The sequence below is a fragment of the Streptomyces sp. NPDC047453 genome (assembly GCF_040643155.1).
Taxonomy (GTDB): domain Bacteria; phylum Actinomycetota; class Actinomycetes; order Streptomycetales; family Streptomycetaceae; genus Streptomyces.
Genome location: NZ_JBEYTS010000030.1, coordinates 80,923 through 92,509, shown reverse-complemented (window position 1 = coordinate 92,509; position 11,587 = coordinate 80,923). Strand labels below are relative to the sequence as shown.

Annotated in this window: 5 protein-coding genes and 2 pseudogenes; 1 reads left to right on the top strand and 6 read right to left on the bottom strand. The window is 69.3% G+C overall.

The genetic code is table 11. From position 1 onward, the window contains the following. Positions 1-415 precede the first annotated feature (415 nt). From ABZ818_RS24815 to ABZ818_RS24795, 5 genes and pseudogenes are all read right to left on the bottom strand, one after another. Positions 416-1,360 (bottom strand): sugar phosphate isomerase/epimerase, encoded by a 945-nt coding sequence (locus ABZ818_RS24815; protein WP_361418561.1) that lies wholly within the window; start codon positions 1,358-1,360, stop codon positions 416-418. Between the two features lie 143 nt (positions 1,361-1,503). Continuing rightward, positions 1,504-4,959, bottom strand: a complete 3,456-nt coding sequence (locus tag ABZ818_RS24810) for a ThuA domain-containing protein (RefSeq protein ID WP_361418558.1) — start codon at positions 4,957-4,959, stop codon at positions 1,504-1,506. A 585-nt stretch (positions 4,960-5,544) separates the two neighbouring features. Beyond that, positions 5,545-5,898, bottom strand: coding sequence for a DUF6174 domain-containing protein (locus ABZ818_RS24805; protein ID WP_361418555.1), 354 nt, complete (start codon positions 5,896-5,898; stop codon positions 5,545-5,547). Positions 5,899-6,084: 186 nt separating this feature from the next. After that, positions 6,085-7,250, bottom strand: a pseudogene (locus ABZ818_RS24800) (globin domain-containing protein). A gap of 137 nt (positions 7,251-7,387) precedes the next feature. After that, positions 7,388-7,915, bottom strand: coding sequence for a MarR family transcriptional regulator (locus ABZ818_RS24795; protein WP_361418552.1), 528 nt, complete (start codon positions 7,913-7,915; stop codon positions 7,388-7,390). A gap of 40 nt (positions 7,916-7,955) precedes the next feature. Between ABZ818_RS24795 and ABZ818_RS24790 the strand changes: the two genes are divergently transcribed. Then, positions 7,956-9,047, top strand: coding sequence for an EamA family transporter (locus tag ABZ818_RS24790; RefSeq protein WP_361418549.1), 1,092 nt, complete (start codon positions 7,956-7,958; stop codon positions 9,045-9,047). Between the two features lie 919 nt (positions 9,048-9,966). Here ABZ818_RS24790 and ABZ818_RS24785 read toward each other — a convergent pair. After that, positions 9,967-11,460, bottom strand: a pseudogene (locus ABZ818_RS24785) (M4 family metallopeptidase); the annotation flags it as partial. Positions 11,461-11,587 lie beyond the last annotated feature (127 nt).

The following is an 11,587-nucleotide window of genomic DNA, read 5'->3' as shown; positions in this document are numbered from 1 at the left end:
CCTTCGGCCGACGAGGCCGAAGGCACCGCCCTTTTCGCGACGGGGGACGCGACGGGCCCGGCCGGATCGGTGCGGCAGGTACTCATGGGCCGTCGGCGGTGTACGACCCGCAGCCGCGCGGGCGGACCGGTCCGGGGCGGAGGTAACGGCTTGCGGTCCCCGGCCGCGTCGTCGTCGACGAGCAGGGTGAGCCGATCCGTCCCGGCGCACGCGCCGCAGGTGCGTACCGAGCCGCCCGCCGCGGCCTGCTAGCCGGTCGTACCACGAGTCGGGCGCCGGCCGCGGGGACACCGGCCTGTCGCAGGGCACCATCTCATAGTCGGGCGGGTACGCGAACCCTCCGATGCCGGGACGGCGACGCCCCGTGGTCTGTCGGGAGTTGGGCCCGACAGACCACGGGGCAGCAGGCCGCGGGTCAGAAGCGCACGTCCCGCAGGTACTCGTAACTGGTGCGGGCCGAGGCGAAGGGGTCGGCGGGACGGTCGTGTTCGACCAGCCACTGCTTGACGCCGCCTCGCCGCGCCGAGCCGAACATGTGGGGGAAGTCCAGGACGCCGGAGCCGACGTCGGCGAAGTCGCCGTTCGGCGCCATGTCCTTGACGTGCAGGGCCGGGAAGCGGTGCCGGTTCTCGTTGAAGTAGTCGGCCGGGTTCTTGGCGCCGCCCTTCGCCGCCCAGTACAGGTCCAGTTCGAAGCCGACGAGGTGCGGATCGGTCTCCGCGAGGAGGATGTCATACAGCTGCTGCCCGTTGACCGTCCTGTGGTCCGGCTCGTGGTTGTGGAACAGCACCTTCAGCCCGGCGTCGCGGGCCGTCAGCCCCGCCTGGTTCAGCTTGCGCGCGGCCTCCCGGTAGCCATCCGGAGAGAGCAGGGAGCTTGGCAGGCTCGGTACGACGATCCACTTCCCGCCGAGCGTACGGACGTCCTCGAGGGCCTGCGGCAGACCTCTGCCCGTGACCGTGTCGTATCCGACGTGTTCGAGTACCGCCTTCAGACCGGTCGCGTCCAGCATCCGCCGGATGTCGGCGGCGCTGTGCCCGTGCCGGCCGCTCACTCCGACGGTCGCGTAGCCGATGGCCGCCAGCTTCTCGAGGGTGCCCTCGAAGTCCCGCGCCAGCGGGTCGCGCATGGTGTACAGGTGCATGCCGATCGCGCTCGGCGGGATCGGCCGCGTCTGCCCGGTCTCGGCCGAGGTGCTCGCGGCGGAGCCGGTCGCCGCCCTCGCCGAGCCGACCGTCGCCGCTGCCGCCGCGGCGCCGAGCAGGCCGCCGAGGAACAACCGCCGGCCGGGCCCGGGCGCTTGCCCGTTCCCGGACTTCGATCCCAGGTTGCGCGTTGCGTGCCGTTGTGCGTCGTCCATGTGCTGTCGCCTCCGATGAGCGGTGGGTTGGTGGGGAGCGAAGAAGGTTGGTTGCCGTGTGGCCTTGCGCGGTGGCCGGGCTCCTTCGAGCCCGGCCACCTGCCTGTGCGGCGGGGGCCGCACAGGCCGCACGCTGCGGACCGTCAGCTCACGCTGATCCGGACCGCTCCCGTCGTCGTGTGTCCCTTGTCGTCGGTGACGGTGAGGTGGGCGGTGTAGCTGCCCTTGCGGGCGTACGTGTGCTGCACCGTCGCCGTGTTCGCCGTCTTGCTGCCGTCACCGAAGTCCCAGCGGTAGGACTGCACGGTCCGCCCGGCCTGAAGGCTTGGCGTGCCCTTGAGCGACACGGCCAGCGGCGCGGCGCCCTCCGACGGCGAGGCCGTGACCGCCACGCTGCCAGCGGGCCGCTGCTGGACGCCGGGACCGTTGAAGTGCAGCCAGTCCAGAGCCAGCAGATCCGCCTTGCTGGCCGTCCACTCCGGGTTGCGGAAGACGACGTACAGCTTCACCGTCCCGTCCGGGTCGGCCAGATCGACCGTCGGCGAGACGAGGTTGCCCCAGCCACCGGTGTTGGGAATGTGGGTCGTGCCGAGGAGCGTTCCGGTGGGCGAGCCGGCCCGGAACTCCACGTCACCGCCGATGCCGCCGGACGCCGCGCCGACGGTCACCGAGTCGATGCCCTTCAGGTGAACGGGATCGAGGCTGATCCAGTCGCCGTCCTCGATCTCGACGAGCCGCTTGCCGCCGGAGGCGTCGGCCCGGTCCCCGGTCTGGGCGCCGCCGTTGGAGCCGCCGGTGGCGGTGTAGTGCTCGGCCTCACGGAACGTGGGACGCAGCGTCAGCGCCGCGGAGCCGGTGAGGGCCGGCGCGCCCGGGGCGCCCTTGTCCTCGTACTGCGCGCTGATCCCGGCGTACAGGTTCTGGCCCGGGCCGTGGCTGTCACCGGTGTCGGTCACGATCTCGCCCTCGCACCCGGTGTAGTTGTCCAGCGGGTGCAGGTGCGTGTCGTGGCCGAGCTGGGACTGCACGACCACTCGCCCGCAGTCGATCGTGCCGTCCTCCGGGTCCTTGACCTTGACCCTGAAGGGAATGGTGTCACCGAAGGCGAACATCCCGCCGTTCGGCGGCTGTTGGATCGTCACCTCGGGGCGGGTGTTGCCGACGGTGATCTCCTTCACCGCCGCAGCCTCCAGCCCGCCGGGACCGGTGACCGTGAGGCGGGCGTTGAACACACCCTTGTCGCGGTAGGTGTGCGTGGGGTTGGCCTCGGTCGAGTCGACGGTCCCGTTTCCGTCGAAGTCCCAGGCGTAGGTCACGGGCTTCCCGTCCGGCACGCCCGACCCCTCGCTGGAGAACTTCACCGTCAGCGGCGCGGGACCGTTGTCCGGGCCGGCCGCCACCTTCGCCGTCGGCAGCCGTCCGTCCTTGACGTAGTCGATGCGGTAGATGCCCGACCCCTGGTTGCTGCCGCCACGTCCGGTTCCGCTGCCGAGACCGAAGTCGATCACGTACAGGGCGCCGTCGGGACCGAACTCCGCCTCGAAGGGCTGGTTCCACTTCATGTCCGCGAAGACGGAGTTGATCGATTGCAGCTCGCCCTTCTTGGCGTCCGGGAAGCGGGGGTTCCGGAAGGACTGGTCCTGCTGCTGGAACGAGAAGGTCTTGAACCACTGGCGCGTCAGCTCGTAGGTGAACCACTTCTTGTCGAAGTAGGCGGGGAACTTGGCCTTGTACGGGTTGTCCTTGTCGTACGCGTAGACGGGCCCGGCCATCGGGCCGCCGCCGCCCGCCCCGAGCTCGGGGAACTCCTTCGAGGCGGAGTACGCGTACCACACCACCGCCGGCTGGGCGGCCGGCAGTTCGCGCAGGCCCGTGTTGTTCGGCGAGTCGTTCACGGGCGCGCCGCAGTCGAACTTCGGGCCGGACTTCTTCGTCGCGAAGTCGTAGTCGTTGAACGGGATGTTGTTGCCGATGCAGTACGGCCAGCCGAGGTTGCCGGCCTTGGTGACCCGGTTGAACTCGACCGTGCCCTCGGGGCCGCGGTTGGGCACCTCGCTCTTGGCGTCCGGACCGTAGTCGCCGATCATCAGCGCGTCGTCGTGCGGATCGATGGTGATCCGGAACGGGTTGCGCATCCCCATCACGTAGATCTCGGGGCGGGTCTTGTCCGTCCCGGGTGCGAAGAGGTTGCCTTCGGGCACGGTGTACGTGCCGTCGGCCTCCGGGTGGATGCGCAGGACCTTGCCGCGCAGGTCGTTGGTGTTGCCCGCGGTGCGCTGGGCGTCGAAGGCGCGACGGCCTTCGCGCTCGTCGATCGGGGTGAAGGCATCGGACTCGAACGGGTCGGTGTTGTCGCCCGTCGCCGCGTACAGGTTGCCCTTGGTGTCCATGGCGAGCGAGCCGGCCATGTGCACGTTGGCCCGGGCCTCGCCCCGCTGGGTCGGGATGGTCAGCAGCCGCTTCTCGGACGCCGGGTCGACGCTGGAGCCGGAGACGGTGAAGCGGGAGAGGTTGAGGTGCTTCTCGGTCTTGTCCGAGTACAGCAGGTACAGCCAGTGGTTGTCGGCGAAGTGCCGGTCCAGGGTGAGGCCGAGCAGCCCGTCGGACTGGCTGGTCATCTCGGGGGTGTACTGGAAGTCCAGCGCGGTGGTGACCTTCAGGCTCCCCTGGTCGACGATCTTCAGCTTGCCGGTGCGCTCGATGAAGAAGACCCTCCGGTCGGGCGCGACCGCCAGCTCGAACGGGTCGGCCAGGCCGTCGGTGACCAGCGAGGTGCGCTGGAAACTACCGGTCTTGGTGGCGGAGCAGTCGCCGGGCTTGGCCCCGGCCGCCCACTCGATGCCGCCGAGAAGGTGCTTGGCGAACAGCGGCTCGGAGAAGGCGGAGGAGTCGTGGCCGCCCGCGGTGAACCAGGACCGGCCGCCCTCGTAGTTCTGGCACCAGGACCACGGGTGGTCGACGCCCTGGGTCAGGCCGGTGACGCCGTCACGCTGCTTGATCTGCGCGAGCGTGTGGACCTTGCCGGTGGGGTTGACGCGCCAGTTGTACCACTCCTCGGTGCGCTCCCACAGGTCCGGGAGGCCCTCGGTGGAGGGATGCGCCTGGTCGAGCACCTTGACCCGGCCGGTCTGGATGGCCGGGTGCTGGTCGAAGATGGCGCCGACCAGGCCCTCGTACCAGCCCCAGTCACGCTCGCTGGCGGAGGCCGCGTGCAGGCCGACCCAGCCGCCACCGCCGCGGATGTACTTCTGGAGGGCGGCGCGCTGGTCGGCGTTGAGCAGGTCGCCGGACGCGGGTGTGGAGTTGGTGTTGTTGAAGACGATCGCCTGGAATCGGGAGAGGTTGGCGTCGGTGAAGGCGGCCGAGTCGTCGGTCGCCTCCACCTCGAAGTTGTTCTCCGCGCCCATCTTCTTGATGGCCTCGACTCCGGCGGGGATGGAGTCGTGACGGAAGTTGGTCACCTTGGAGAAGACCAGGACCCGGAACTGTGGGTCGGCGTGCGCCGGTGGCGACGCGGCCACGGCCCAGGTGAGGAGGAGGGCGAGGAGTACGACGAGGATGGGAAGGGGTGACCGAGTGCTGCGGACCAGTGGACTCATGGCGCTCCCGGTGCGGGTGAGAAGACTTCCTACGGAACATGGAAAGCGCTTACTGAGTTGCGCCGCTCAGAGTAGGTTCCCTTCGCGGGGCGGTCAACGGGGCCGGACGATACGTGTGTTGCATGCGAGCAGAGACACCGGGACGGCGGGTGCCTGCGCGAGGGGAGCCGCTGCCGGTGTCGACCGCGGTCAGAGAGCCACGTGCGGTGCACCTGTGGGTCCTCGCGCAAGAGCGATGCAATCAGCCGATGGCTGCGCCGACTCAGGCCGCTCGACCGGGTACTGATCCCCGTGAATCGCTCTCAGATGATCAGGTCACCGACAGTCCGGGCTCCTCGCCGCGTGCCAACTGATGCACGCCCGCCCGCCGAAACGTCCCACACGGAGCTGCTCACCCTGGAGCACGTGCTGTCGACTGCGGACAACATCGTCGACGACCCGCCCACACCGTTTCCTGAATACGCGGCAATGTGTGACGGACTCACTGGTCGTTCTGGTGGGACTAGACATATGTGCACGGCTCACCGGCGATTCGCCGAACGGTCGAAGGCCCACGGCAGGGCCCCGGGATCTCGTCGCACGCGGTCAGGGGAGTTCGCGGTATTCAGTGATGTAGTAGTCGGCCTCGTCGTCGATGGCGTTCTTCTGCCAGTCGATGTGGACCTCGGTGGGGTGGCCGTCTGCGGCGAACACTGCACGGGCGACATCGGCGTGGCCTGCGCGTGCCTCCTGGACCTTGGTGAGGAGACCGCCCAAGGTCGGCACGTTCTGTGGATTGTCCTCGACGGTACGCCGGGCCGGCTCGTCGAGACCGATCACCTTGACGACCTTGCCGTTCTCCACCGTGATCCGGTACTCCCCGAGGTCGCCCCGTTCTCCGGACTCGGAGAACAGGCGGAAGGAGTACCGGTCCGGTTCGGGCCATCGGGTTTGCCTCACCTGGACAGTCCCTTCGGCGGCCGGTGCAGGCCCTGTCCCGCAGCCGACCGCGGCTAGGACAAGCCCAGCGGACACGACGAGCAGATGCGTGCGTGTTCTCGTCATGAATGGGCCCCCCGTAGCTCAGTTGGCCCTTCGACGGTGTCACCGTTGATTCGGTTCCAGCCCCGGAGCGGGGTACGACAGTCAGTCCAGGTCGGCCTGCCACAGGTCGGGGCCGAAGACCTCGTACTGGATGTCGTGCGGGGCGACGCCGTGCTCGATCAGCCGGCTTCGTACGGCCTGCATGAAGGACAACGGGCCGCACAGGTAGTAGAGGGCGTCGCCGGAGATGTCGACGGCGGTCGGGTCCATCAGGCCTCGAAGACCCCGTTCACCGGTTCGAGGCTGTGCGCGTCCTTTTCGTACCAGAGGTACATCCGCGCGTCCCGCAGCGCCAGCACGTCGTTGACCACTTGCCGCCGCAGCGGGAAGGACGCCTCGTCGAGGTCGGCATGCAGAACGGTGATCGACAGTCCGGAGTCCGCTGTGACCAGGTGCGACAGCATGCCCGCCATGGGAGAGATCCCGATGCCCGCGCTGGCGAACACCACCGGCCGTCCCGAGTCGTCGAGCACCACGTCACCGTACGGCAGCGACAGCGTCAGGACGTCGCCCACCCCGACGGAGTCGTGCAGCAACGCCGACATCTCGCCGTCGGGGTCGCCCCCCTCGCCACGCAGCCGCTTCACCGAGAACTGGCGGTGCTCGCCGTCGTCGGCGCGGGTCAGGCTGTACTGGCGCGGCTGAAGCTTCCCGTCGGGCATCCGCATCCGGACGGTGACGTACTGGCCCGGCAGTGACGTCTTCACCAGGCGGTCGTCGATCCGCTCGACCACGAAGGTGACCACGTCGTCGGTCTCCTTGATCTTCCGCTCCACCCGCCAGTCCCGCCAGACCGTCTCCGGCCGGACCCCGCAGGCGCTGTAGAGGCCGCGCTCCTGGTTGATCAGGGCGTTGGCCATCAGCCAGTACACCTCGTCCCAGGCCGCGGCGACGTCCTCGGTGACCGCGTCGCCCGGGACGTCTCCGATCGCCCACATCAGGTGGTCGTGGACGATCCGGTACTGGTCCGGGCGGATGCCGAGCGAGGCGTGCTTGTGGGCGATCCGGCGCAGCAGTTGCTCCGGCACCCGTTCCGGTGTCTCCATCAGGGTCGTCGCGAACGCGGCCACCGAGCCGGCGAGGGCCTGCTGCTGATGGCCGTGCGCTTGGTTGCCGCGGTTGAAGACGCCGTCGAGGAATTCGGGATGCTCGGAGAACAGATGCTGGTAGAAGCGCTGGGCGATCTCACCGATACGGTCGGCGACCACGGGGAGCGTGACGGTGGATGACGGGGCGGGACTTGTCGGAGAGCACCTGCCTTCCCTCCCGAGTGTGGCGGAGACATCTGGCCCGCTCCAGGTACCCGTGACCTCCTGCGTGACACGGGCGCCAGGGACGCGGCGGGTCATCCGCCGTCGTCGGAAGGGTGCGGATCGTCCATGCGGGAGAGCCAGGTGGTCAGCAGTGTTTCGAGTGTCTCGGCCTCGGTGGGCGTCAGCAGATCCAGGAGCCGGCGTTCGTTGCGCATGTGGTCGGTGAACGCGCGGTCGATCAGTTCGCGGCCGGGTCGGGTGAGGGCGACGATCCGGCCGCGCTGGTCGTCGGCGGAACGGCGGCGGGTGACGAGTCCGGCCTGTTCGAGACGGTCGACCCTCTTCGTGATCGCACCGGTGGTGACCATGGTGTACGCGGCGAGTTCGCCGGGTGCCCTTTCGTAGGGCTCACCGGCACGGCGCAGCGCGCACAGGACGTCGAACTCTCCCTCGCCGAGACCGTAGCGGCCGTAGACGAGGCAGAGCTCCTCGGTGAGCCGGCCGGCCAGGCGGTGCAGTCGGCCGATCACTCCCTGCGGGGTGATGTCGACGTCGGGTCGTTCGCGGCGCCAGTCGGCCTGGATGCGGGCTACGCGGTCCAGCGGTTGCGGATCGTCCATGGACACCATAGTAGCTTCCGTGGAAGCTATATTGCCTTCCATGGAAACCAATCTTCGCTGGGTGGCTCTGCCGGCGGTCGCGCCGGTGGCCTGGGGAACCAACTACTTCGTCACCCACGAGTTCCTGCCGGCGGACCGCCCGCTCTTCGGGGCCGCCCTGCGAGCGCTGCCCGCAGGCCTCGTCCTGCTGACCTTGTCCCAGCAGCGGCCACGCGGCGCCTGGTGGTGGCGGTCCGCCGTGCTCGGGCTGCTCAACGTGAGCGTGTTCTTCGTGCTCGTCTACGCCGCCTCCCAACTGCTGCCGACGAGCGTCGCCTCGACCGTCATGGCGGTGTCCCCGCTGGCGATGATGCTCCTCGCCTGGGTCCTGGTGTCCGAGCGGCCCGGCATCTCGCACCTGGCCGGCGCCGCGATCGGGCTCGGCGGGGTCTGTCTCATGCTGCTCACGGCGGCGGAAGGGGTGAGTGTGCCCGGCGTCCTCGCCTCGGCCGCGGCCATGCTCGTGTCGTCCTTCGGCCACATCCTGGCCAAGCGGTGGAGCGCCGGTGCCGACGTGCTCGCCTCGACCGCCTGGCAGCTCACCGCCGGAGGTCTGTTCCTGCTGCCGGTCGCCGCGGTGGCGGAGGGCCCCCCGCCCGCGCTCCACGCACCGGCGCTCCTCGCGTTCGGCTACGTCGCCCTGGTCGCCACCGCTCTGGCCTTCACCGCCTGGTTCGCAGGGTTGCGGCACCTGCCCGCGGGGACAGTGGGACTGATCGGGCTGCTCAACCCCGTCACGGGCATACTGCTCGGCACAGTGGTCGCCGGAGAAGTGCTGACGGTCCGGCAACTGTGCGGCCTGGTACTCGTCCTGGCCGGAGTCGTCCTGGGCCGGCCCACGCGCTCGGGCCGACGCGGCAGCGGTCAGGCGCCTGCTCGACCGGTCGATCGGCACCACGCGGGCGGCCACCGGTCGAACCGGTGGCCACCCCCGGTGCCGTACTGCCGTCGCAGCACTAGGCGCAGGTGTTCGCGAACGTCTCGCGGGTCACGACGTCCGTCGTGGCGGCCGTGGTGTCCAGCCAGACGGCGCGCCGGCCGTCACCGAGGGACGGGGCCAGCTGCGAGCCGGAGGAGCAGGAGACGCGGCTGAAGTTGTTCAGTCCGGCCAGCACGTCGGAGGTCTTGGCGACCTTCACCTTGGTGGGACCGTCCCAGGAGCCGAGGGCGCCCCAGATGGTGTACGTCGAGTACGCCAGGTAGTTGTCGTTCACGGAGAACTGGGCGACGTAGAGGCTCGACGGGTAGCGCAGGTTCGCCATCTGGTTCACGTCGTTGACCGGCGCCGAGCCCAGCGTGGTGCTCGGGATCAGGAAGCCGTTCGTCACGCGGTAGAAGACGCGGTCCGAGGTGAGCTGGATGTCCGAGATGTAGTTGAATAGGAAGCCACCGATCCGCTTGTTCTGCGTGGTGCCGGTGGCGATGTCATAGAGGTGGAGGTACGTGCCGTCACCACCGGCCCAGGCGATGGTGCCGTTCTTCATGGCGAGGTGGGACGCCTGGGTGCCGGGCCCGGGTGTCACGTTGACCGTGGTGCCGTCGGCCTTGCGGAGCATGACGTCCTGCTCGCCGTCGGAGGTGGTGCGGATGTAGGCGACGGCGCCGTTCTCGGTGACCGGCTCGGTCTCGTCCACGCCGGGCTCGTCGACCAGCTTCTTGATCTCGCCCTGGCCCTTGTCGCCGGACTGGTAGATGCCGACGCCGTCGGCGGCGATCCGGGTGAAGACGACGCGGTCGCTGTCGAGGGACGGGTCGAGCAGGTAGGCGTCCTTCTGGGCCAGTTCGTGCTGCGGGTTCTTGGAGAAGCGGCCCACGGTGATGCCGAACGCGGCGCCGCCCTGGTCCCAGGCGATGGCGTCGCCGTGGCTGATGGCGTAGACGTCGCCGTTGATCTGGGCGGCCTGCTCGTCGACGCCGCCGTAGACCTCGTAGGCGGGCAGGACGTTGGCGCCGATGGTGGTGCCGTCGTGCGTGCCGCCCTTGCGCTCCCAGCCCTGTTCGATGCCGTGGGCGTCGAAGGCCTTGTCGATCGCGGCGAGGTCGGCGGTGGAGACCTTCATGGACTTCGCGGCGAGGGTGACCGCGTTGCGCATGTCGGTGAAGCCGGACAGCGGGGTGAGGTAGTTCTCCGCGGCCCGGTAGATGATCTGGTCCGCGAGCTTGGTGTCGATGCTCTTGCGGATGTCCCACAGCGCGCCGCCGACGATGGTGGAGTTGGAGTGCACTCCCCCGTTGTCGATGTCGAGCGTGATGGGCAGGAAGTCCTTCTGCGCGTTGCGGCCGTCGTTCAGGTCGCGCAGGGCGCAGTCCTCGAGCGGCTTGGTGCCGTTGCAGAGGTACTCGCCGAGGAGACCGGACTTGGGGTCGCTCATGGCGATGCCCTTGTCGGCGGTCTCCATGGCGTTGCCGAAGTAGTCGGAGATGGCCTCGTTGAGGGCGCCCGACTGGTTGAGGTAGACGAGTCCGGCGGCGTGCTCGGTGACGCCGTGCGTCATCTCGTGGCCGACCACGTCCAGGCCCACCGACAGCGGCACGCCGTTCATGTGGCCGTACACCATCTTGGAGCCGTCCCAGAAGGCGTTGGCGTAGTCCTTGCCGTTGCTTGCGACGTTGACGACCGAGTAGATGCTGCCGCCCTTGCCGTCGATGCCGTCGCGGCCGAGCTGGTTCTTGAGGTACTCGTAGACCTTGGCGGCGTTGACGTGGGCGTCGACTGCGCCGGAGGTGGTGTTCGCGGCGTCGAAGCGGTCGGTGGAGGACTTCACCAGCGGAACGTCGTCGGTGACCGGGCCGCCCGCGACGAGCGTGTAGTTCTTGCGCTGCGCGTCGTAGGTGCGTATCTGGCCGCCGGTCCGCGCGTACATGTCGCGGGTGGAGTCGGCCAGGGTGTACGAGCCGTCCGCCTCCTGGTTGGCGTTCAGCTGCACCTCGCTGCCGTCCACGCGCACACCCGTCGCCGTCACGGGCGCGGCGTCGGCCGCGTCGATGTTGTTGTACGACAGGGTGATGCCGCCGACGTTCGCGTCGACGTACACCTCCTGGCGCACCGGGCTGCCGTCAGCTCTGGCGCCGGTCACGGTGAAGTGCCAGGTCAGCGTGCCGCCATGGGAGTTGGGCAGGACGACGAGGCCGTGCTCGGCGGTCTTGGCGCCCCGGACGGTGCCCAGGCGCGCGTCCAGCGAGAACATCCGCTGCTTGGCGGTGGCCTCGGTGACCTTCGGGGTGGTGGACACGGTGAGGTCGGTGTACAGCGTGCCGGTGGCGGAGAGGACCTTCTGGCCACCGTCGGCCGGCTCGGTCTGCACCGCGTACTCGGCGCCGAAGACCGGCACCCCGTCGTGCTTCTGCCGGAAGCGGACCGTGGACTGCTTGCCGACCTTGGTGGTCTTCAGGGTCTGCAGGTCGGAGACCGGGACCTTGTACTTGTCCTGATGGGCCTCGAGGTGTGCGCGGGCCGCCTCGGCGGGGGTCCCCTTGCGGGTGGCCTTGTCCAGGCCCTCGGTCATGGCCGGCGCCACCGTAACCTGGTCGGCGGTGACGTTCGCGGGCTGCGGTGCCCCGTCCTCGCCCCAGGCCGGTGTGCCCAGCAGCGACGCTCCGGTGGCCGCGACGACCACTCCGGTGGCCAGAGCC

Excerpts from the sequence above, each read along its gene's own strand:
- ABZ818_RS24790 (WP_361418549.1), top strand. The coding sequence starts at position 7,956 with ATGGAAACCAATCTTCGCTGGGTGGCTCTGCCGGCGGTCGCGCCGGTG.
- ABZ818_RS24810 (WP_361418558.1), bottom strand. The coding sequence starts at position 4,959 with ATGAGTCCACTGGTCCGCAGCACTCGGTCACCCCTTCCCATCCTCGTC.
- ABZ818_RS24795 (WP_361418552.1), bottom strand. The coding sequence starts at position 7,915 with ATGGACGATCCGCAACCGCTGGACCGCGTAGCCCGCATCCAGGCCGAC.
- ABZ818_RS24815 (WP_361418561.1), bottom strand. The coding sequence starts at position 1,360 with ATGGACGACGCACAACGGCACGCAACGCGCAACCTGGGATCGAAGTCC.